Annotated in this window: 17 protein-coding genes; 6 read left to right on the top strand and 11 right to left on the bottom strand. The window is 74.2% G+C overall.

Annotated elements, in window-relative coordinates:
• Both E1300_RS22060 and E1300_RS22055 read left to right on the top strand, forming a co-directional pair.
• Positions 1 to 4,792: SDR family NAD(P)-dependent oxidoreductase (locus E1300_RS22060; RefSeq protein WP_131758931.1), on the top strand; the 4,792-nt coding region annotated here is incomplete at its 5' end.
• A 58-nt stretch (positions 4,793 to 4,850) separates the two neighbouring features.
• The gene (locus E1300_RS22055; RefSeq protein ID WP_131758930.1) at positions 4,851 to 5,873 is read left to right on the top strand and encodes an LLM class flavin-dependent oxidoreductase; all 1,023 of its coding nucleotides are present in this window, start codon (positions 4,851 to 4,853) and stop codon (positions 5,871 to 5,873) included.
• Positions 5,874 to 5,923: 50 nt separating this feature from the next.
• Here E1300_RS22055 and E1300_RS22050 read toward each other — a convergent pair whose 3' ends face one another.
• From E1300_RS22050 to E1300_RS22040, 3 genes are read right to left on the bottom strand one after another with little or no spacing between them, the layout of a single operon-like run.
• A complete protein-coding gene (locus E1300_RS22050; RefSeq protein WP_165502929.1) occupies positions 5,924 to 6,460 on the bottom strand; it encodes a hypothetical protein in 537 nt (178 codons plus the stop codon).
• A complete protein-coding gene (locus E1300_RS53480) occupies positions 6,457 to 6,591 on the bottom strand; it encodes a hypothetical protein (protein ID WP_278045374.1) in 135 nt (44 codons plus the stop codon). The genes E1300_RS22050 and E1300_RS53480 overlap by 4 nt, the downstream gene beginning before the upstream one ends.
• Positions 6,592 to 6,606: 15 nt before the next feature.
• Complete coding sequence (locus E1300_RS22040; RefSeq protein WP_242619314.1) at positions 6,607 to 8,202, bottom strand: MFS transporter; 1,596 nt, start codon at positions 8,200 to 8,202, stop codon at positions 6,607 to 6,609.
• Positions 8,203 to 8,382: 180 nt separating this feature from the next.
• Here E1300_RS22040 and E1300_RS22035 point away from each other — a divergent pair, with 180 nt between their 5' ends.
• The 4 genes from E1300_RS22035 to E1300_RS22020 all read left to right on the top strand — a co-directional run bounded on the left by E1300_RS22035 (position 8,383) and on the right by E1300_RS22020 (position 11,745).
• A complete protein-coding gene (locus E1300_RS22035; protein ID WP_131758927.1) occupies positions 8,383 to 8,982 on the top strand; it encodes a toxin-antitoxin system HicB family antitoxin in 600 nt (199 codons plus the stop codon).
• A 116-nt stretch (positions 8,983 to 9,098) separates the two neighbouring features.
• A complete protein-coding gene (locus tag E1300_RS22030) occupies positions 9,099 to 9,944 on the top strand; it encodes a DUF4097 family beta strand repeat-containing protein (RefSeq protein ID WP_131758926.1) in 846 nt (281 codons plus the stop codon).
• A 26-nt stretch (positions 9,945 to 9,970) separates the two neighbouring features.
• The gene (locus E1300_RS22025) at positions 9,971 to 10,945 is read left to right on the top strand and encodes an ATP-binding cassette domain-containing protein (RefSeq protein ID WP_131758925.1); all 975 of its coding nucleotides are present in this window, start codon (positions 9,971 to 9,973) and stop codon (positions 10,943 to 10,945) included.
• Positions 10,942 to 11,745, top strand: a complete 804-nt coding sequence (locus E1300_RS22020) for an ABC transporter permease (protein ID WP_131758924.1) — start codon at positions 10,942 to 10,944, stop codon at positions 11,743 to 11,745. The genes E1300_RS22025 and E1300_RS22020 overlap by 4 nt, the downstream gene beginning before the upstream one ends.
• Before the next feature lie 19 nt (positions 11,746 to 11,764).
• Here E1300_RS22020 and E1300_RS22015 read toward each other — a convergent pair whose 3' ends face one another.
• The 8 genes from E1300_RS22015 to E1300_RS21975 form a co-directional block, all read right to left on the bottom strand.
• Entirely contained in the window at positions 11,765 to 13,411 is a 1,647-nt protein-coding gene (locus E1300_RS22015) for an FAD-dependent oxidoreductase (protein WP_131758923.1), read from the bottom strand.
• Between the two features lie 17 nt (positions 13,412 to 13,428).
• The gene (locus E1300_RS22010) at positions 13,429 to 14,331 is read right to left on the bottom strand and encodes an AurF N-oxygenase family protein (RefSeq protein ID WP_131758922.1); all 903 of its coding nucleotides are present in this window, start codon (positions 14,329 to 14,331) and stop codon (positions 13,429 to 13,431) included.
• An 86-nt stretch (positions 14,332 to 14,417) separates the two neighbouring features.
• On the bottom strand, positions 14,418 to 14,915 hold the full coding sequence (locus E1300_RS22005; protein WP_131758921.1) for a GNAT family N-acetyltransferase: 498 nt from the start codon (positions 14,913 to 14,915) through the stop codon (positions 14,418 to 14,420).
• Positions 14,916 to 14,977: 62 nt separating this feature from the next.
• On the bottom strand, positions 14,978 to 16,873 hold the full coding sequence (locus E1300_RS53720) for an ATP-binding cassette domain-containing protein (protein WP_306440667.1): 1,896 nt from the start codon (positions 16,871 to 16,873) through the stop codon (positions 14,978 to 14,980).
• Positions 16,870 to 17,814 carry a Nif11-like leader peptide family natural product precursor gene (locus E1300_RS21990; protein ID WP_131758920.1) on the bottom strand — a complete coding sequence of 315 codons (945 nt, stop codon included), beginning with the start codon at positions 17,812 to 17,814 and terminating at the stop codon, positions 16,870 to 16,872. The genes E1300_RS53720 and E1300_RS21990 overlap by 4 nt, the downstream gene beginning before the upstream one ends.
• 3 nt (positions 17,815 to 17,817) lie before the next feature.
• Complete coding sequence (locus E1300_RS21985) at positions 17,818 to 21,033, bottom strand: type 2 lanthipeptide synthetase LanM family protein (RefSeq protein ID WP_131758919.1); 3,216 nt, start codon at positions 21,031 to 21,033, stop codon at positions 17,818 to 17,820.
• Positions 21,034 to 21,140: 107 nt separating this feature from the next.
• Positions 21,141 to 21,383 (bottom strand): cinnamycin family lantibiotic, encoded by a 243-nt coding sequence (locus tag E1300_RS21980; protein ID WP_131758918.1) that lies wholly within the window; start codon positions 21,381 to 21,383, stop codon positions 21,141 to 21,143.
• A gap of 22 nt (positions 21,384 to 21,405) precedes the next feature.
• Positions 21,406 to 21,777: a DurN family substrate-assisted peptide maturase gene (locus tag E1300_RS21975; RefSeq protein WP_131758917.1), complete on the bottom strand. Its 372-nt coding sequence runs from the start codon at positions 21,775 to 21,777 to the stop codon at positions 21,406 to 21,408.
• Positions 21,778 to 22,240: the final 463 nt, after the last annotated feature.

Below are 22,240 nucleotides of genomic sequence, written 5' to 3'. Positions count from 1 at the left end.
GGCCCGGCCGGATCCGGGCGACGTCGCGCACACGCTCGCCCTGCACCGCAGCCACCTGGCGCGCCGCGCCTGCGTCCTCGCCGCCGGCGGCGCGGACCTGCTGGACGGCCTGCGCGCGCTGGCCGGCGGGGCCGGGGCGGACGACGACCGGGTGGTCGGCGGGCTGCCGGAGCTGTCGGGCATGCCGGTGTGGGTGTTCTCCGGCCACGGGTCGCAGTGGGCGGGGATGGCGCGCCCGCTGCTCGACCGGGATCCGGCCTTCACCGGCGCCGTCGACCGGCTGGAGCCGATCGTGGCGGACGAGGCCGGGTTCTCGCTGCGGGCCATGCTGGCCTCGGGCGAGTGCGGCGAGCGCATGGACGTGGTGCAGCCGCTGGTGTTCGCGGTGCAGACCGGCCTGGCCGCGATGTGGCGGGGGTGGGGGGTGCGGCCCGCCGCCGTGGTCGGCCACTCGATGGGCGAGGCCGCCGCCGCGGTGGCGGCGGGGATCCTGTCGCCCGAGGACGGCATGCGCATCACTGTGGCCCGGTCGGCGATGCTGCAGCGGGTGGCCGGCGGCCGGATGGTCAGCGTCGCGCTGCCCGCCGACGAGGTCGCGGCCGAGATCGAACGCGTGCCGGGGGTGTCGGTGGCGGTGGTGACGTCGCCGTCGGCGACGGTCGTCGCCGGGCACGGCGAGGCCGTGGCCGCGGTGATGCTCGGCTGGCAGGAGCGCGGCGTGTTCTGCCGGCGGATCTCGGTGACGGTCGCGGCGCACTCGCCGCAGGTCGACCCGATCCTGGACGATCTGACCCGCGAGGTGGCGTGGCTCACCGGGGCGCCGCCGGAGGTGCCGATGTACTCGACCAGCCAGGACCCGCGCCGTCCGGTCGAGTTCGACGCCGCCTACTGGGCGCGCAACCTGCGCGAGCCCGTCCGCTTCGACCGGGCGTGCCGCGCGCTGCTGGAGGACGGGCACCGGCTGTTCGCCGAGCTGTCGCCGCATCCGCTGCTGCTCCAGGCCGTGGAGGAGAGCGCCGCGGCGCTGGGCGCCCCCGTCGTCACCGCGGCGAGCCTGCTGCGCGACCAGGACGCCCGCGAGACGATGTGCCGGGCGGCCGCGCGGCTGCACGTCGCCGGCACGCCGGTCGACCTGCGGGCCGTCAACGGCGACGGCGCGCGCGTCGCCCTGCCGCCCACCGCGTTCGACCGGTCGCGGTTCTGGGACGAGGCGGACGGCGCCCGGCGCGGCGGCTCCGGCCACATGTGGCTGGGCGAGCGCCTCGCCCTGCACGACCGGGACGCCGAGGACCGCACCCGGCACGTGTGGAGCGCCGACCTCGGCACCGGCCGGGTCGCCTGGCTGGCGCAGCACACGCTGCGCGGCGACGCCGTGGTCCCCGGCGCCGCGTACGTCGAGCTGATGCTGGCCGCCGCGGGCGAGCTGCTGGAGGCCCCGACCGGCCGGCTGCGCATGGACGGCGTCCGCTTCGAGCGGCTGCTGCCGCTGGCGGACTCGCTGCCGGTGCACGTCACCGCGACCGTCAGCGGGCAGCGGGTCCAGGTGGACGTCTCGTACCAGGCGGGAGGGGCGTGGGAGCGCGTCGCCGCCGCGGCGGTGACCGCGTGCGAGGCCTCGCCGGGCGCGCGGCCGCCGCTCGTCCTGCCGCCCTCCGGCGGGGAGGCCCCCGACAAGGTGTACGAGGCGTTCGCCCGGATCGGGCTGGACACCGGCCCGGCGTTCCACTCGATCACCGCCGTCGCTCCCGGCGGGATCCGGCGCGTGCGGGTCCCGCGGGACGCCGTCGTCCGGGCGGGCGCGCCGCGCGTGCACCCGGTCCTGCTCGACGGATGCGTCCTCTCGGTGGCGATGGAGCTGGCGACCGGCGATGACGACCCGTCGGGGGAAGGCCGCCCCTGGCTGCCGACCGGCGCCGAGTCCATCGTCCTGCCCGACGACCCCGGCGTGATCGGGTGGACGCGGTGCGAGCTGCACCGGCACGGGGACGAGGCCGCGTCCGGCCGCGCCGACCTGTACGCCGACGACGGCCGGTGGGTGGGGGCGCTGGAGGGGCTGCGCTTCGTCAGGGTGCCGGCGCCCTCGGCCGCCCAGGTGCTCAACGGCCGGCTCTTCGAGATCGTGTGGCGTCCGGCTCCGGACGCCCCGGAGCGGGCGCCGGAACCGGCTGCGGACACCGCGGGCTGGGTCGTGATCGGCGAGCCCGGGGACGGCGAGCCGACCGCCGAGCGGCTGGTCCGGGTCCTGGCCGACCGCGGTCACCGGGCCGTCCTCCATGATCTCGATCAGGCCGGTCCCTACGCCGGTGCGGAGGAGGACGCGCCGAGCGTGGTGTGGTGCGCCACCGGCGCGCTGGACGGCCTGGACCGGGTCAACCACGTCCTGGCGCTGCTGGGCGCGGGGCGGAAGGCGACGGCGCCGCGGCTGTGGCTGGCGAGCGTCCGGGCCCGGCCCGTCCTGGACGGTGATCCGGTCGACCCCGACGTGTGCGCGCTGCGCGGGCTGCTGCGCGCGGCCGCCTTCGAGAACCTCGGCACCGCCGTCGGCTGGGTGGACGCCGACACCGTCGCCGACATGGCCACCGAGGTGCTCGCGGGAGACGACGAGACGGAGGTCGCCTGGCGGGAGGGGCGGCGGCACGTCGCCCGGGTCGCGCGGGCTCCGCTGGCTCCGCGGCCTCCCCGCGACGACCGGACGGTCCGGATCACCGCCGGGGAGGAGGCGTACGCGCTCGATCCCAGCCCCGACGGCGGCCTGGACGGGCTCGGCCTCACTGCCACCGGCCAGGAACCGCCCGCTCCGGGACCGGGCGAGGTCCTGGTGCGCGCGGAGGCGTGCACGGTCCACTTCCGCGACGTCATGGTCGCCCTGAACATCTACCCGGCCGAGGAGGGCGATCGGCCTCGGCTCGGCTCCGACGTCACCGGGGTGGTGGCCGCCGTCGGCGACGGCGTCGAGCACGTGCGGTGCGGCGACCGCGTCACCGCGATCGTCCCGGAGGGCGGGACGATGGTGTCGCACTGCCTGGTCCGGGCCGCGCTGACGATCCCGCTGCCGTCCGGCACCGATCCCGCCGTCTTCGCGCCGGTCGCCCTCACCTACGCCAACGCCTGGCACTTCCTCCACGACGTCGGGCGGCTGGGCCGCGGCGAGACGGTGCTGGTGCACTCGGCGGCCGGGGGGACGGGGCTCGCCGCGGTCGCCGTCGCGCGGCTGCTGGGCGCCACCGTCCTCGCCACGGCGGGGACCGAGGCCAAGCGGCGGCACCTGCGCGAGCTGGGCGTGGAGCACGTCTTCGACTCCCGGACCCTCGACTTCGCCGAGGAGGTCCGCCGGGCCACCGGCGGGCGCGGCGTCGACGTCGTGCTCAACTCCCTGAGCGGCCCGGCGATGCGCGCGTCCCTGGCGCTGCTGGCGCCGCGCGGGCGCTTCCTGGAGATCGGCAAGCGCGACCTGTACGACGGCACGCGCGTCGACCTGAGCGACCTGCGCCGGGGCAACACCTACGCGGCCCTGGACATGACGCTCACCTTCGACCGGCATCCGGAGATCTTCCGCGATGCCGCCGAGAGGGTCTTCGCCGAGGTCGCCGCCGGCCGGCTGCCGCTGCCGCCCTGCGAGTCCCGTCCGCTGGCGGACGCCCCGGCCGCCTTCAAGCGGCTGGCCTCCGGCGACCACATCGGGCGGATCGTGCTGACCTTCCCCGGACCGGGCCGCCGTCTGGAGGTGCGCGCGGCGCCCCGGCAGGTGGTCCGCCCCGGCGGCGCGTACATCGTCACGGGCGGCACCAGGGGGGTGGGCCTGGAGGCCGCGCGCTGGCTGGCGGAAGCCGGTGCCGCCCGGATCGTCCTCGGCGGACGCGGCCGGCCCGGCCCCGAGGAGAGCCGCACCCTGGACGCCGTGCGCGCCACCGGCTGCTCGGTCGACCTGGTCCGCGGCGACATCGCCGACCCCGCGACCGCGTCCCGGCTGGTCGCCGCCGCCGGCCCGGAGCTGCGCGGCGTCCTGCACACCGCCGTGGTCCTCGACGACGCGCCCCTGACCGAGCTCACCCCCGACCGGGTCGCGCCGGTCTGGCACCCCAAGGTCACCGGCGCCAGGAACCTGCACGAGGCGACGGCCGGCACCGATCTGGACTGGTTCGTCATCTTCTCGTCCCTCACCGCCATGATCGGCAACCTGGGGCAGGCCAACTACGCCGCGGCCGGGACGTGGGTGGACGCCTTCGCCGAGTGGCGGCACCGGCAGGGCCTGCGCACCCTGTCGGTGGACTGGGGCGCCTGGGGGGAGACCGGCCGCGCCACCGACTTCGCCTCGCGCGGATTCGACACCATCTCGAACGCCGAGGGGTTCGCCGCGTTGGAGGAGCTCATCCGCCACGGCCGGGTGAACACCGGGATGTTCCCCTACCAGCCGGACGTGATGGCCTTGTACCACCCGCACGGCGTCAAGGCCCCGCTCCTGGCCGAGCTGCACACGACCGCGGACGAGCCGAAGCAGGAGTTCGACGCCGCCGCCGTCCACGCGCATCCGCCGGGCCCGGCGCGCACCGAGCTGATCCAGGAGATCGTCCTGCGCGGTCTCGCGGCGCTGCTGGGCGCCGATCACGCCTCCATCCCCGCACACGCCAAGTTCACCGAGATCGGACTGGACTCCCTCATGGCCGTCGCGCTGACCCACCGCCTCAACACCGCCCTGAACACCTCGCTCACCTCGGCCTCCGCGTGGGCGCACGCCACGGCCGCCCGCCTGGCGGCCCACATCGACCGGACGCTCGCACCCCGGGAGGCGTGAGCGCCGCGGGGCGGCTGGGCTGCGGAATTGTGCCGGGGACGGCATGGTTGGACCGGGCATGAAGACGATCGGCTTTCTCTCGTTCGGCCACTGGAGCACCGGCGCCGGCTCGCGGACCCGGTCGGCCGCGGACGCGCTGTCGCAGTCGATCGACCTCGCCGTCGCGGCGGAGGACCTCGGCGCCGACGGCGCCTACTTCCGGGTGCACCACTTCGCCCGGCAGCTCGCCTCGCCGTTCCCGCTGCTCGCCGCGATCGGCGCGCGGACCTCGCGCATCGAGATCGGCACCGCCGTGATCGACATGCGCTACGAGAACCCGATGTACTTCGCCGAGGACGCCGGGGCGGCCGACCTGATCTCCGGCGGGCGGCTCCAGCTCGGGATCAGCCGCGGCTCGCCCGAGCAGGTGATCGACGGCTGGCGGTACTTCGGCTACGAGCCGTCCGAGGGCGACACCGACGCCGACATGGCCCGCAAGCACACCGAGGTGCTGCTGACGGTCCTGCGGGGCCAGGGCTTCGCCGAGCCGAACCCGCGGCCGATGTTCCCCAACCCGCCCGGCCTGCTGCGCGTCGAACCGCACTCGGAGGGGTTGCTGGAGCGCATCTGGTGGGGGTCGAGCTCCAACGCGACCGCCGAGTGGGCCGCGCGGCTGGGCATGAACCTCCAGAGCTCCACCCTCAAGGACGACGAGACCGGGGAGCCGCTGCACGTCCAGCAGCGCAAGCAGATCGAGGCGTACCGGCGGGCGTGGAAGGACGCGGGGCACGAGCGCGAGCCGCGCGTGTCGGTCAGCCGCAGCATCTTCGCCCTGACCGACGACCGGGACCGCGCCTACTTCGGCCGCGGCACCGACTCCGGCGACCAGATCGGGATGATCGACGACAAGACCAGGGCGATCTTCGGACGGTCCTACGCCGCCGAGCCGGACGTGCTGGTCAAGCAGCTCGCCGAGGACGAGGCCGTCCAGGCCGCGGACACGCTGCTGCTCACGGTCCCCAACCAGCTCGGCGTGGACTACAACGTGCACGTCCTGGACAACATCCTCACCCACGTGGCGCCGGAGCTCGGCTGGCGCTGAGCCGGGCGGGGCGTGGGCGGCCGCGTGCCGGGGGGTGCGCGGCCGTCCGGTCAGCCGTAGCGTCGGCGGCGGACGGCGTAGGCCACCGTGACCGCGGCGAGCAGCGGCCCCCACGCCACCAGCGGCAGGTAGCACACGTAGAGCAGGACGGCCTTGGCCCCGTGGGGCATCTCGGGATCCGGATCGGCCTGGAACGCGGCGAAGACGAAGGACGTCCACAGCAGGATCAGGGCCACCGAGCCCAGCGCGGCCGGGATGATCGCCGCGAGGGGGTGGACCGTCCGCCCGCGCAGGAACGGCACCCACTGCGGCCACACCTCGCCCCACGGCCGGACGAGCCCCATGCCCAGGAACGCCACCGCCTCGGAGAAGGCGGTCAGCGCGATGACGTAGGGCAGCACGAACCACGGGCCGTTCTCCGGGTCCTGGGACCCGGTGAAGCCCATGGGCAGGCCGAGCCCGAAGAGGATCCGCCAGATGCCGGACGGGACGACGCACCACATCGTGGCCTGCGCCGTCCAGTCGGCCCATCGCGGCACCGGTCCCCTGGTCGCCCGGGCGGCGGGCGGTGCCTGCACGGCGGTCATCGCGCGGTCCCGGCGGCCGGAGCGCCGGTGGACGCGGGCTCGTCCGTGCCCGTGGCCAGCGACGCTCCGGCGATGAGGGCCGCGAGCGCGGCGACGACCGCCATCTTGATCTTCAGTTTCCGGCTGACCATCTGGTCTCCTGGGAGTCAGGGCACGACGACACGTCCACGATCTCCGTCGGCGGGCTCCGGCCGCCTCCCCCGCGCGGGCGGCTTCCCTCCCCCGCTGGTAGGGGTGGCGGGGGCGGGGCGCATCGCCATGACGAGGACCGCGAGGCCGCCGAAGAGCGCGGCGGCGATCGCGCCGGTGACGTTCAGGCCGCTGGTGAAGGCGTCGTTGGCGGTGCGGATCAGCTCGGCGGCCTGGGCGTGCGGCAGGTCCCGGGCGGCGGCGCCGGCACCGGCGAGCGTCTGGCGTGCCGCGGCGGGCGCGTCGACGTGGGCCATCCGGTCGCGGTACAGGGCGGCGCCGACCACCCCGAGCAGCGCCAGGCCGAGCGAGCCGCCGAAGTAGTTGCCGGTCTCCGACATCGACGCCGCCGCCCCGGCGCGCCCCGGCGGGACCGAGCCGACGACCAGGCCGGTGCCGAGCGCGAACAGCGGGCCGGTGCCCAGCGCCAGGACGGTGATGCCCGCCAGGACGAGCGGGAGGCCGCCGGTGCCGTCCACCTGGGTCAGTAGGACCGACCCGGCCGCGGACAGGGCCAGCCCGGCGGCGATCGCGGCGGCCGGACGCATGCGCTTGGCCAGCGCGGGCGCGGTCATCGTGCCGACCGCGACGCCGAGGCCCATCGGCGCGAACCACAGGGCCGACTCCAGCGGCGAGTAGCCGAGCACGCTCTGGAGGTACTGGGTGACCATCAGGCCCGTCCCGGCCATGGCGACGCCGGCGAACACCAGCGCGACCAGGACGGCGGAGACGGGACGGTCGCGCAGCAGCCGCAGGTCCAGCAGCGGGGTGTCGAGGGCGAGCTGCCGCCGGACGAACACGGCGCCGGCAGCCGCGCCGACGGCGATCGCCGCGAGGGGGACGGCCGGGCCGTGCGCGCCGCCGGCGGCCAGCTGCTTGAGGCCGTACACCACCGGCAGCACCGCGGCCAGCGACAGCCCGACGCTGAGCGGGTCGAGGCGGCCGGGCGCGGCGGTGCGGAACTCGGGCAGCAGGATCCGCCCGGCGAGCAGCAGGACGGCCATGGCCGGGACGGCGACCAGGAACACCGAGCCCCACCAGAAGCGCTGGAGCAGCACGCCGGCGAGGACCGGCCCGAGGGCGCCGCCGGCGAACTGGCAGGTCGCCCAGATCGCGATCGCCCGGCCGCGCTGCGCGTCGTCGCGGAACATGTTGGTGATCAGGGCCAGCGTCGAGGGCATCAGGGTCGCACCCGCGATGCCGAGGAGCGCCCTGACCGCGATCAGCATCTCCGGGCTCGTCGAGTACGCGGCGACCGCGGACAGCACCGCGAACGCCGCGGCGCCGGCCAGCAGCAGCCGGCGGCGGCCGATCCGGTCGCCGAGCGTGCCCATGGTGACCACGAAGCCGGCCACGAGGAAGCCGTAGCCGTCGCTGATCCAGAGCTGCTCGGTGCCGGTCGCGCCCAGGTCGGCGCTGAGCCGCGGCAGCGCGAGCAGCAGCGCCGTCAGGTCCATCGCGACCAGCAGCGTCGGCAGGACGAGCACCGCCAGACCCAGCCACTCGCGCGGTCCGGCGAGGGCGCCGGGGGCGCCCTGGTCTTCGTGTCTCACGTCGGTCCTTCTTTCGTCTGGAGCCTGCTTCCGTGTCCTGGTCGGAGCGGGCGGGCGGTTCTTGACGTCTCCGGCCGCGGATATGAGGACGATGCGAGTGATGTCGCCGTGACGTCGTAGTGCTGTCATGTGACGTCACTTTGGCTTGACTTGACGTCATATTGGCGTCATAGTCGGGGCATGGACCTGATGCCGTACGTCGAGAAGCTCCGCCGCGAACTCGCGGTCGCCGCCGAGGCCGGCGGCCCGGACGTCCGCGCGCTGGCCGAGCGCCTCACCGGCGTCCTGGACTCGGCCGCCAGGCTCACCCTGCTGGAGGCGCTGTCGGCCGCGGCGGACGAGATCACCAGCGAGCTGGCGCCGGGCTCGGTCGAGGTGCGGCTGCGCGGCGGCGATCCGGCGTTCGTGGTGACGCCGCCGCCGTCGGACCCGTCCGGCGGCAAGGCCGGCGAGGGGGCGGCGCGGGAGGCCGTCGCGCCGCCCGCCGACGCGTCCTCCGCCGGCGCGGAGGCCATCGCTTCGGCCGCGCACGCCGTCGCGTCGGCCGCGCACGCCGCACCGCCGTCCGCGGACGAGGGCGGCACGGCGCGGATGACGCTGCGGCTGCCCGAGCACCTCAAGACGCGGGTGGAGGAGGCGGCGGGACGGCAGGGGGTCTCGGTCAACGCCTGGCTGGTCCGCGCGATCTCCGCGGCGTTCGAGCCCGGCGCCGCTCCCCGTCCCGCCGCCCCGCCGCAGCAGGCGCGGAGCGGCCGCGGCTACACCGGCTGGGTGCGCTGAGGCAGCCCGCCGTCCCCCACGCGGCACCTGCCGCGCCCCACGCGGCGCCCGCCGCCCACCATTCGTCGCCCGGTCCGAGGCCGGGCGTTCCACCGGACCCACGAGGAGGGTTCCGCATGCCCGCTTTCGACACGCCCGGACCGATCACCGCCGACATCGACATCTATGTCGGCCGGGTCCGGATCAACGCCACCGACCGCGCCGACACCGTGGTGGAGGTGCGCCCGAGCGACCCGTCCAGCGAGGCGAGCGTGCAGGCCGCCGAGCGGACCGCCGTGGAGTTCTCCGGCGGACGCCTGCTGGTCAAGGGCCCCAAGCCCAAGGCGCTGGGGCACCTGCTCCCCTGGCGCGGCTCCATCGACGTGAGCGTGGACCTGCCCGCCGGGTCCGCCCTGGAGGCCGACGTCGTCGCGGACGTCTTCGCCACCGGCCCGCTCGGCCGGACGGTCCTGCGCAGCGCCCTCGGCGAGGTGCGCCTGGAGGAGACCGGTCCGCTGGAGGTCAAGGCGTCCACCGGCGACGTCTCGGTCGAACGGGTGACCGGGGCCGTCGAGGTGACCGTCTCCACCGGGGCGGCGCGGATCGGGTCCGTCGAAGGCCCCGGCACGCTGAAGGTCTCCACCGGCTCCGTCGTCCTCGGCGACGTGACCGGCGACCTCCAGGTGAAGACCGGCACGGGTGACATCACCGTCGCCCGAGTCATGGGCAGGCTCACCGCCCGGACCGCCTACAGCCGGATGCGGATCGGCTCGGCGGTGAGCGGCAGCCTCCACCTGGAGGGCGGCCACGGCAAGGTCGACGTCGGCATCGCCGAGGGCACCGCCGCCTGGCTCGACCTGCACTCCAAGAACGGCGTCGTCCGCAACGCGCTGGACGCCGCCGAAGGCCCCGAGGCCACCGACTCGGTCGTCGAGGTGCACGCCCGCACCAACTACGGCGACATCGACGTCCACCGGTCCTGACCCGAGAGCACCAGCGAGGAGCCCCCATGAGCGACGCGATCACAGCCGAGGGACTGGTCAAGAGATACGGCGAGGTGACGGCCCTGGACGGGCTCGGCTTCTCCGTCCCGCAAGGGTCGGTGCTCGCCCTGCTCGGCCCGAACGGCGCGGGCAAGACGACGGCCGTGCGCGTGCTGACCACGCTGGTGGCGCCCGACGCGGGCCGCGCGACCGTCGCCGGGTGCGACATCGTCCGGGACGCCCGGCGGCTGCGGGAGCGCATCGGGCTGTCCGGCCAGTACGCCGCCGTCGACGAGCACCTCACCGGCGCCGAGAACCTGGAGATGGTCGGCCGCCTGTACCACCTGGGCGCCAGGCGCAGCCGGGCCCGCGCCCGCGAGCTGCTGGAGCGCTTCGACCTCGCCGGCGCCGCGGACCGTCCAGTGAAGGGCTACTCCGGCGGCATGCGCCGCCGCATCGACCTCGCCGGCGCGCTGGTCGCCGACCCGCCGGTCCTGTTCCTGGACGAGCCCACCACCGGCCTCGACCCCCGCGCCCGCGCCGCGCTGTGGGACACCATCTCCGAACTCGTCGCCGGTGGCAGCACGCTGCTGCTGACCACCCAGTACATGGACGAGGCCGACCACCTCGCCGACCGCATCCTGGTCGTCGACCACGGCCGCGCCATCGCCCACGGCACCCCCGACGAGCTCAAGGACCAGGTCGGCGGCAACCGCGTCGCGGTGACCGTGAGCGACGCCGCGGAGATGGAGACCGCCCGGCAGGCCCTCGCCTGGGTCGCCGTCGGCGCCATGCAGACCGCCCCGGAGTCGCTGCGGATCACGGTGCCCGTCACGGACGGTCCCGGGGCGCTCCGCGAGGCCCTCGGCCGGCTCGCCGACGAGGGCATCCGGGTCCGGGACGCCGGGCTGCGGCGGCCCACGCTCGACGACGTCTACCTCACCCTGACCGGGCACCGGGCGCCCGGCACCGACGAGCAGGCCAGGGAGGCCGTCCGATGAACGCGTTCACCACGACCGTCGCGGACGGCTGGACCATCGCCAGGCGCGACGCCCTGAAGATCAGGCGGTCGCCCGACCTGCTCGGCTCCGCGGTCATGTTCCCGATCGTGTTCGTGCTGATGTTCGCCTACGTCTTCGGCAGCGTGATCGAGGTGCCGGGGATGTCGTACCGGGAGTTCCTCATCCCGGGCATCTTCGTCCAAGCCGTGATCATCGGCGCGCAGACCACCGGCTACACGCTGACCCTCGACCTGGGGAAGGGCATCTTCGACCGGTTCCGCTCGCTGCCGATGGCCCCCTCCGCGGTGCTGGTCGGCCAGACCGTCAGCGACCTGCTGATGAACATCGCGAGCCTGGTCGTCATGGCGGCGATGGGGCTGGTCGTCGGCTGGCGGGTGCACTCCTCGCCCGGCGAGGCCGTCCTCGGGTTCGGTCTGCTGCTGCTGTTCGCCTACGCGTTCTCCTGGTTCACCGCGACGGTCGCGCTGGCCCTGCGCACGCCGGAGAGCTTCAACAACATCGCGACGATGGTCTCGTTCCCGCTGATGTTCATCTCCAACGCCTACCTCGACGCGTCCAGGCTGCCCGCGCCGCTGCGCGTCGCCGCCGAGTGGAACCCCGTCTCGACGTTCACGCAGGCGGCACGGGAGCTCTTCGGCAACACGAGCAGCGCGATGGCGGTCCCGGACGCGTGGCCCCTCCGGCACGCCGTCCCGGTGTCGCTGCTCTGGATCGCCGTGCTCCTCACCGTGTTCGTCCCGCTGGCGACGCGCCTCTACAAGAGGGCCGTCAGTGCCTGACCGCGGAGCGCGCGGTGGATCAGACGGGGCGGCGCAGGCGGCGTTTCGACGCCGCGACCATCTCGGGCACCGAGACGAGCTTGCTGCGCGGCCTGCCGATCCGGCCGCCGCGCGCCACCTCGGCGCGGTCGATCGCTGCGAGGCCGCGCGCGTCGACGATGTCGCGGTTGCGGCGGCGCGCCAGCCGGTGGAACGCCTTCGCCGGGAGCTCGGGCGCGGGCAGGCGGCCGTGGACGGCGTCGTCCAGCAGCGCACCGACGGTCTCGGCGGCGCAGGCGCGGTTGGCGCCGATGCCGCCGGTGGGGCCGCGCTTGATCCAGCCGACGACGTACGTCCCCGGCAGGCCGGCGACCCGGCCGTCCGTGTTCGGGATCGTGCCCGTGGCCTCGTCGAAGGGCAGCCCGGGTATCGCGGCGCCCCGGTACCCGATCGCCCGCAGCAGCAGCCCGGCGCGGATCTCCGTCTCACCGGACGGTCCCGTGACGCGCACGCCCTGGACGGCGCCGGTGCCGGTGATCTCGACGGGCGCGGAGTGGAAGCGGAAGACGATGCGGCGCCCGGCAGGGGGCGGGTGCGCCCAGTCCACGCTGACGCGCGGCACGTCCCGGAGCAGGGCGGCCTTGTCCCGGGGGCCCGCCGCCTCGATCGCCGCGGCGGTCCGCGGGTCGTGGTCGTCGACGGCCAGGCCGACGCCGCGCAGGTGGGTGAGGGCGAGCAGTTCGGACCGGGTGTAGGCGGCGTCCTCGGGTCCGCGGCGCCCGAGCAGCAAGAGTTCGCGGACGTTGCTGCCCCGCAGCGCCTGGAGCGCGTGGTCGGCGATGTCGGTGCCGGCCAGGTCGTCGGGATCGGCGACGAGGATCCTGGCGACGTCGATGGCGACGTTGCCGTTGCCGACCACCACAACCCGCTCGGTGGACAGGTCCACGGCGTCCGGCGCGACGTCGGGATGGCCGTTGTACCAGGCGACGAACGACGTGGCCGCGACGGCGCCGGGGAGATCCTCGCCCGGGACGCCGAGGCGGCGGTCACCGGACGCGCCGACCGCGTAGATCACCGCGTCGTGGTGCGCGGCGAGCTCCGCCGCGGTGACGTCCTCGCCGACCTTCAGCCCCAGCACCATCCGCACCCGGGGATGGGTGTGGAACCGCGCGAAGGCCTCGCCGACCCTCTTGGTCGCCGGATGGTCGGGCGCCACGCCGTAGCGCACCAGCCCCCCGGCCACCGGCAGCCGGTCGATCAGCGTGACCTCGGCGCCCGTGTGCAGCAGCAGGTCCTCCACCGCGTACATGCCGGCCGGCCCCGTGCCGACGACCGCGACGCGGATCGGGGCGAAGTCGGCCGGCAGGACGCGGTCGAACTCCGGGTCCTGCCACCGGTGGAAGTTCGGGCCGTCCTCGGCGACCGGCGGCTCCGCGCCGGCGAAGTAGTCCGCGTTGATCTCCGCGTACTCGCGCTGCCCGGCGGGCAGGTCCTCGACCGGGAAGATCGCGTCCACCGGGCAGGCGTCGACGCAGGCGCCGCAGTCGATGCACGTCGCCGGGTCGATGTAGAGCATCTCGGTGCCGCCGAACGCCGGCTCGCCCGGCGCCGGGTGGATGCAGTTCACGGGGCAGACGGCGACGCAGGTGGCGTCGCTGCAACAGGTCTGGGTGATGGCGTGGGCCATGGTTCGCGCGCCCGGTCTCAGATCAGGTTCGCGCGCTTGTAGAACACGAGGGCCGGCTTCGTGAGCAGGCGGGCCGAGGCCAGGAACTCCATGAGCCCGGCGCAGCTGGAGCGCAGCATCGCCTTGTGGTGCTCGTTCGCCTTCGCCTCCCGGACGGCCCGGTCCCGGTCGAGCCCGGCGTTGGCGTACACCTTCGTGTTCACCATGCTGCTGACGATGATGTAGGACGACACCGCGACCACGAGCGCCTGCACCTGGCGCCGCAGCCAGCCCGCCTTCGCGAGCCGCTTGCGGGTCTCGTCGCGGGCGAACTTCATGTGCCGCGACTCCTCCACGACATGGATGTTGTTGATCGTCCGGACGAACGGCACGACCCGCTCGTCCCGCATCCAGTCGCGCTGCATGACGTCGAGGACCTCCTCGGCGACCAGGATCGCGGCGTAGGCGGCCTCGCCGAAGGCGAGCGTCTTGAAGGCCCGGCCCATCTCGACCACGAGGCGGCGGGGCCGGTAGGCGGGGGCGCGGAGCTTCTTGGCGCCCCGCGCGAACATGATCGAGTGCCGGCACTCGTCCGCGATCTCGGTGAGGGCCCACTGGACGGTCTCGCTGGTCGGGTCCTTGGCGTACACGTCCCGCAGGATCATCTGCTGGAGGATCATCTCGAACCAGATCCCGGTGCTGGCGACCGACGCGGCCTCCTGGCGCGTCAGCTCCTTGCGCTGCGCGTCGGTCAGCTCGTCCCAGTACGCCGTGCCGTACAGGGTGCTCCACTCCGGGCTCGCGCCGTGGAAGTCCGTGTCGAGGGGCGTCTCCCAGTCGACCTCGACCATCGGGTCGTAGGAGAGCTTCGCGGACGAGTCCAGCAACCGTCCGGCGACACCGCCGTCCCGGACCTCACGCCGAGCAATGTCGTGTGCCATGGTGCGCTCCCTTCCCGGTATAGGGACGACCATAACCGGCAACCTACTGGTAAGTAAGTACTGTGTGGCAAGCCTCACCTCGCCTTTTACTCGTCGTCCACCCGCGCCAGGAGCTCGCGGACCCACGGCCTGAAGCCGACGCGCTCGTACAGCCGGACCGCGTCCTCGTTGGCCTCCACGACGCCGATCGACCAGTACGCGACGCCGCGGCGGCGCAGCTCCTCCTTGCACTCCCGCAGCAGCGCCGAGCCGAGACCGCTCCCGCGGGCCTGCTCGGAGACCACCAGGGAGTCGACCTCCCCGCGCCGCTCACCGAGATCGAACGTCGGCCCCGACGGCTGGAGCCGGCACAGGACGTAGCCGAGCGGCCCGCCCGTGTCGGGGTCGCGTGCGATGAGCAGGAACGCGCCGTCCTCGCCGAGCCAGGACTGATAGTCCTTGCGGCACAGCTCCCAGGAGGGTTCGGGGCCGCGCACCGGCCACTCCGCGCCGGTCACGTCGCGGTGGTGTTCGAGCATCGCCAGCCACAGCGGCTCCAGCGCATCGACATCATCGGCCGTTCCGGCCACGATCTCCGCATTCATGATCACAACGTACGTCCTCGGACACGGTCCTCCGGACGGCGATGGCGCAGGTCACACCGCGATCAGGTGAGGCGAGAGAAGCGGCGGGCGGCCCAGGCCAGGCCGGCGACGGTCAGCACCGCCAGCAGGCCGCACTCGGCCGGCACCGGCGGCTGCCACGAGCCCAGGCTCAGCGGCCGGAACAGCGGGGGCGGGGCGCCCGGCAGGAACGCCGCGATGGTGCGGCGCATCACGTCCACTGCGTAGGTGAGCGGGTTGGCCAGCGCCAGCCCCGCCATCCACGGCGGCATCGCGCCGAGCGGGAAGAACGAGCCGGACAGGAACACCAGCGGCGCCATGATCACCGACAGCACCGTGCCGAAGGTCTGAGGGCGGGTCAGGAGCGTCGCCAGCAGCACGCTGAGGACGGTCATGGCCAGCGACACAAGCACCAGCTCGCCCAGCAGCAGCGCGATCAGCGTCCCGTCGAGGGGCATCCCGACCAGGCCGGCGGTGGTGAGCAGGATCGCGGCCTGGCAGGCGGCCACGGTCGTCCCGCCGAGGCACTTGCCGACCAGCAGCGACCCGCGGGCGGCGGGGCCCGCGAGCATCTCGCGCAGGAAGCCGCCCTGCCGGTCCCACATGATCGAGGTCCCGGTGGCGAGCGCGGGACCCTGCGCGGCCGTCACCAGCGCGCCCGAGAAGAGAAAGAGCTGGTAGGCGCCGCCGTTCGCGCCGGGCATCAGGCGCGCCAGGCCGACGCCGAGGACGAACAGGAACACCAGCGGCTGGACCAGGGACAGCGCCGCTCCGACGCGGTCCCGCCTGAAGTGCAGCATCTCGCGCCGCCACACCATCCCCAGCGCGCGCAGCTCCGCCCGCGGCCCTCCCCTGAGAGGCTCGGGCAGCACGGGCTCGCGCACCGCACGGGACGCGGCGTCCAGCGGGACCGGCCTCTCGGACGGCGCCTCGTCGCGGATCCGGTGCCCGGTGTGATGCAGGAAGACGTCGTCCAGACTGGGTGAGGTGACCCGCGCCTCGTACACGGGGACGTCCAGCTCGGCGAGCAGCCGCGGCAGCACGCGCGCCCCGTCCGGCACCTGGAGGCTCAGCCCGTCGCGGCCCCGCGCCGTCTCCAGGCCGAGGCGCTCGCCGATCAGCGCCGCCGCCGCGTCGTCGTCGCCGGTGCGCAGGTCGACGCGGTCGGCGCCGAGCACCGACTTCAGCTCGGCGGGACTGCCCTGCGCGACGATCCGGCCCGCGTCCACGATCGCGATGCGGTCGCACTGCTCGGCCTCTTCGAGGTGGTGCGTGGTCAGGAAGAGCGTGACCGCCTCGTTCTCGCAGACGTGCCGCAGGTACCGCCAGACCTGGGCGCGCGCGTTCGGGTCGAGGCCGATCGTCGGCTCGTCCAGGAACAGGATCTGCGGGCGGTGCAGCAGCGCGCGGGCGATCTCCAGGCGCCGGCGCATGCCGCCGGAGAAGGTGCGGACCACCGCGTCGCGGACGCCGGTCAGCCCGACCAGCGCGAGCGTCTCCGCGACGCGCGCCGGGACCCGCGCCGCGGGCACGTTGTACAGGTCGGCGTGGAACCGGAGGTTCTCGGCGGCGGTCAGCCGGTCGTCCAGGGTGCTCTCCTGGAAGATCAGCCCGATCCGGCGGCGGGCCGCGGCGGCGTCCGTGCGCGCGTCGTGGCCGGCGATCTCGATCCGGCCGGCGGTGGGCACCGCCAGCGTGCACAGCATCGCGATCGTGGTGGTCTTGCCCGCCCCGTTCGGCCCGAGGAACCCGAAGCTCTCGCCAGGGGCGATCGTCAGGTCGATCCCGGCCACGGCGTCGACGCCGGGGTAGCGCTTGCGCAGGCCGACCGCCCTGATCGCGGGCGTCACCCGGTCGGAGCCGCCGCCGGACGCGGCGGGCTCGGCGGACGCGGCGGGCTCGGCGGGGTTCGTGGTGGCGCGCGGGGGGCGGAGGTTCACGACCGGCCCGCGATGTCGTCGAGCCAGGTGTCGGGGACGGTGCAGCCGAAGCTCCACCGGTGCCGCCGCGTCGGGTTGACGATGCAGTGCCAGAACAGCCGCTCCGGATCCTGCTCGATCTTGAAGAACCGCACCAGCCGCGGGCGCTCCGGCAGGGTGACCAGCTCCCGCGTCTCGGGATGCTGGTACCGGAAGAAGGAGGTGTGCTCGGGGTCGGCGAACTCCCCGTCGAAGTCGATCAGGTACATCCGCCAGCCCGGCTGGTCCTCGTTGGTGTGCCACAGCCGGTAGGCCGACGGCGGGTACCACATGCCGCCGGACAGCCGGACGTCGCCGCCGAACACCTTCTCCAGGGCGTCGACCAGCCGGACCTTGGCGGCGAAGTAGGCGGCGTAGCCCTCGTGCTCGACGTGCTCGTCCAGGTTCACGAGGTGGAAGTCGCGCCTGCTCCCCGGGGCGGGCGGCGGGTCCGGCGGCTCGGCGCGCCACCGCTCGTACTCGGCGCTGCCGGGGGCCAGCGAGGTGGAGCGCAGGTCGTCCGCCCGGAAGCCCTCGTCGAACCGGGCGAGGTCGACCGTGGACGGCTTGATCTTCAACGCCGGCAGCTCGTCGATGACGGCGGCGAAACCGGGGATCTGGTCCATGTCGTACTCGTGGTGGTAGAACGCGGTCGGCTCGGTCGCGGACGGCTCGGTCGCGGACGGCGCCGGTCGCGGTGCGGGCACCTTCGCCGCGGACGGTCCCGGCGCGGACGGTTTCGTGTACGTGGCGAATTCGGATGCGGAGGAGGCCACCGCCACGTCCCGGCCGTCGAACAGGTAGCCGTGCTCCCGGCCGAGGCGGACCAGCTCCCCGACCGCGGTCATGGCCTTCATCTGCTGCCTGACCTGGGCGTCTTGAAGGGCGGCGCGCAGGAACGCCGCGCAGGACTCGACGGACATGGTTCAGTTCACCCTTCGGATCGGCGCGGGCGGCGGAGCGTCCAGGAGCAGGGCCGAGGGGACCCGCTCCGGATCGGCCAGCCGCAGGAAGTGCATCCCGAAACCGGACAGGCCGAGCATCAGCCCGGGGAAGAAGCCGCTGGTGGACATCGGCGGGGCGTCCTCCAGGTTGCGCCACTGCGCCTGCACCTGGACGTTCGCCTCCAGCCGGAACGCCGGCTCGTCGGCGAGCAGCGCGAACCGCAGGAACAGCTCGGCGTTGCCCGACCGGCCGTGGCACAGCGAGTCGTTCATCAGCCGCGGGTAGTTGCGCATGGTCGCGGTCAGCGCCTGCCTCGCCTCGGTCAGCAGCGCGTCGTCGTCCCGGCCGAGCAGGGCCCAGCTCGCGATGCGGCTCAGCCCGATGCCGGACGCGCCGTTGCACCAGGCGTTGGCGTAGTGGCGCCCCTGCCACAGCGTCCCGCCCGGGAACTCGCGCAGGTCGTACCAGTCCTGCGCGCTCTGGTCGAAGTGGCGGGCCTCGTAGGCGAAGGCGCGCCGCCCGGCCGAGACGTACTCGGGCCGGTCGGTGAGCCGGCCCAGCGCGATCAGGGCCCATCCGACACCGCCCGCGCCGTGGGACAGCCCGGTCAGGTTGGCGCCCGCCGCGCCCATGTCGGACCCGGGCCAGGAGAGCGTGTCGCCGTCGGCCTCCGCCCGGCGCAGCAGGTGCTCGGCGCACCGGTGCGCCTGCTCCAGGCCCTGCCCGTCCGCCGCGCCGGCCAGCCCGATCAGCACGGGGATGAGCCCGGCCGCGCCGTGGAAGACGTCGAGCTGCGCGTCCCGCTCGATGCGCCCGGACAGCTCGTCGCTCAGTTCGAGGGCGTGGTCGAGCAGAGCGGGCTCCTCCCACAGCCGGTACAGGTGCGTCAGGAGGTAGATCATGCCGCCGAGCCCGGTGAACGCGCCGATGCGCCGCCGGTCGACCGTGACCACGGCGTGGGCGAGCGCCCGCCGCGCCGCCGCGCGGAACTCCGGCCGCGGGTCCAGGGCGTCGAGGTAGGCCAGGAACAGCGCGATGCCGCCCGAGCCGTTGTAGAGGTCGCCCTCGATGTCGACCTCGTCCCGCCCCTCGCCGGTGATGAGGAAGGACGTCCACGGGGCGGGCGCGTCCGGCTCCCGGAGCATCGCGCAGAGCAGCTCCCCGAGCCCGGCCGCCCGCTCGACGCACGTGGCGGCGAAGTCGGCGCTCGTCACGTCCGCGCCGGCCAGCCCGGCGGCGATGTACTGGCGCTGCTGCGCGCGGTTCCGCTCGGACAGCCCCCTGATCCGGGACGCGGCGTACTCCAGCGGGCTCGTCTCCAGCTCCGCCTGGACGGCGGACGCGTGGTCGTGGACGAGCGCCGTGCCGCCCGCCTCGACGGTGAACAGCGGGACGTCCTGGCGCCACATCGACACCAGCTCCCACTCGGGGAGGGCGGCGTCCTGGTCCCATTTGCGGGGGAAGGTGCGCACCGTGTTGATCAGCAGGTCGGCCTCCAGCGGCTCCAGCAGGCACCGGGGATGCCGGGCCGCCGCCAGCAGCTGCGCGTAGACCTGCGTGCTCCAGTTGATGAAGCGGACGCTGGAGCCGGCGAACGCCTGCGACACGCACTCGACCGCCTCGTCGGGCCGCCGCCGGAACCACTCGTAGACCCGGTCGAAGCCGGAGCCGATGGCGGCGGCGAAGTCCTCCGCGTGCGTCAGCTCGTCGCCGACGAACACCCGGTTGGCGGCGCCCGGCTCGACGCGCACCCCCTCGCGGTAGGTGACCGACGACGCGAACGACTGCGCCCGGTCGATCGCGGGCACCGGCATCGGGATCTCGTAACCGCCGCCGCCGGTGTAGCCGCTGAGCCGCATCCCGCCCTCGGGCGCCGCCCCGCCGCGCGGCCACTCGATCAGCCCGGTCTTGAACACCGAGTCCATCAGCGTGCCCGACGGGCGCGGGTGCCCCTTCGGCAGCGCCCCGAGCACCGTCTCGCAGTCGCAGATGAAGGCGTGGCCGTCCGCGACGAGGACGTTCTCGAAGTGCAGGTCGCCGCCTCCCAGCACGTAGAAGATCGCCAGGTAGCCGCCGAGTTCGGCGTAGACGTGCTCGGCCTCCTCCCGCGTCGCGACCCGGTTGCGTCCCGGCGGGATCAGCGCCTCGAAGCCGTAGCCGTCCCGCGGGAGCACGGCCCGCTCGGCGTAGCCGAGGACGCCGTCGTCGCGCAGCCGCGCCAGCAGGCGCTGCAACCCGGCCTCGCCGCCGAGCCCGCGGGGCTTGTAGACCACGGACTCCCGCGCGCCGTCCGCGAGCCCGACCTCGACGATCGCGACGCTGCGGCCCCCGGCGTGGTGGTCGGACCGGCCGAGCCGCGCGGTGCGCACCTCCGCGACGGGCCGTCCGAAGAACCGCTCGGACAGCGCGGCGGCGTCGTCGCGGATCCGCTCGACCATCTGGGCGCCGTGCGCGGCGAGCTGCCCGGTGGCCTGGGCCAGCCAGCGGCCCAGCAGCGGGAACTCCAGGTGGAAGCGGTGGTGGGCGGCGGCGTCCGCGAACGTCTTGTCGAGGTAGGCGCGGTAGTCGTCGCGGGTCGCGCTCGCCGGATCGATGCCGTGCGACCGGCAGTGCACCTTCGCGTCGGTCTCCACGGCCCACGCCAGCGCCAGCTCGAACTGGTCGAGCAGGTACACCTGGAAGTCGCGCACCAGCCGGGGGGCGACCCGGACACCGGACGCGGCGCCGCCGTCGATCGCCTGGGCGAGCCGGCGTCCGAGGAGGAGCAGGAACGGCTCGCAGGCGATCGCGAACCGGCCGTAGTAGACGTCGTCCTCGCGCCAGTCCGCCGTCACCGACGCGACGCCCGACGCGTCGTAGCCGTCCAGCGCCTCCCGGTACACGGGCAGCCATTCGGCGTGGAGCCCGGCCAGCATGCGGCCCAGCGGACCGTCCGGATCGGTGAGGCCGAGCTCGTGCCGGCGGTAGGCCCGCAGGACCTCGCCCAGCGACTGCTCGGTGTGCCGCGTCCGCCCCGGCCGCGGGCTGGTCTCGGCGTCGAACTTGGCGGCCAGCTTCGCGGCCAGCCGCTCGATCCGCCAGCCGTCGAAGGCCGCCAGGGGCTCGGCGGCGGGCGGCCCGAGGCCGGACACGACCTGGATCCGCTCGGACAGGTTGGACGCCCGGGCCGCGAGGTCCACGGGGTAGGTCGGTTTCACGCGGGCGGACTCCTCGGCTGCGTCGGGAGGGGCGGGTGATGGGCCGATGGCCTCGGCCCATCCGTGCTTCCGCTCGCCCCGGCGCTACGGGGCGCTTCGGCGGAGCCCTACTGCTTGGTGCTTCCGTCGCACGCGAAGGTGAACGGGCCCGAACTGCACGTCGTCGCGCAGGCGTAGGCGTCGATGGCGGCGATGCCCTCGGTCCAGTAGCCCAGGGACGCGGCGTCCTGCTGGGCGACCGCGGCCGGGACGGCGGCGGCCGCCACGCCGAAGCGGTCCGCGCCCTTGAGGAGCTCGGCGCGGATGTCCGCGTCGGCGGCGGCGTGGCGGAGAATGGTGGTCGGTGACATTGTTCCTCCTGATGTGAAGCGGTCAGTCAACGGTCTGGGGGGCCAGCCGTATACCGAGCTTCCGCTCGGCCTCTCGCAGCTCTTCCACGGCGATGTCCATCTTCTGTTTGTTGTTCTGCCAGTCGATCAACTCCCGTTCCTCGGCGGATATCCCGGCCCGGGTCCAGAAGAACTCAAGCCAGGTCTTGGTGGCCTGCGGGTGGAGGTCGCGGATCGGCGCGATATCGGCCGGGAACCCCTCGTTGCGCACGTCGAGCGTGAGCCTGAGCATCTCGCGCATCTTCCCGTCCGGCGGCAGCACCGTGAACAGCACCAGCAGGCTCTGGATCTGGCGGACGGTCTCGATGCCCTCGTGCTTGGTCAGGTCGCTGGGCGGCTTGGGGCCGGTTCTCATGGCTCACCCTCCTTGTTCGTCCACGCGCACCGGGCCCTCTTCTGCCGGAGGCCCGAGGGCCGGCTCCGCACGAGCCGGCGGAATGGTCACCACAAAGGACGCATGTGACCACTCCTTTACGAAGAGTGACCATAACAAGACGGTTCTCGGACGGTCAATGCCCCGCCGACAAAGCGACCCGATCCGTCACTACTCGCAAATAGGGCATATCAATGACAGAGAAGCCGCATCTGAACCGTTTTGCGAGTCCCATCCATGGACGGGAACGCTGTGTTTCCGTGCCACTCCGGGCACCATTTCCCCGACCCTCCGGCGAGCGCGCCACTCGTCCGGACCGACCACCGCCGCCCCCGGACGGACGATCGTCGGGCGGCGACGGATCCCCCGTCGAGCACGTCGGCCCGGCGCGACCGCACGTCCCGCAGAGCCGGAGCCAACTGGTCCGCGGACGCTATTGGCAGAT

The sequence above is a fragment of the Actinomadura fibrosa genome, from assembly GCF_900659615.1.
Taxonomy (GTDB): Bacteria; Actinomycetota; Actinomycetes; order Streptosporangiales; family Streptosporangiaceae; genus Spirillospora; species Spirillospora fibrosa.
This window is presented reverse-complemented; position numbering and strand designations above follow the sequence as displayed.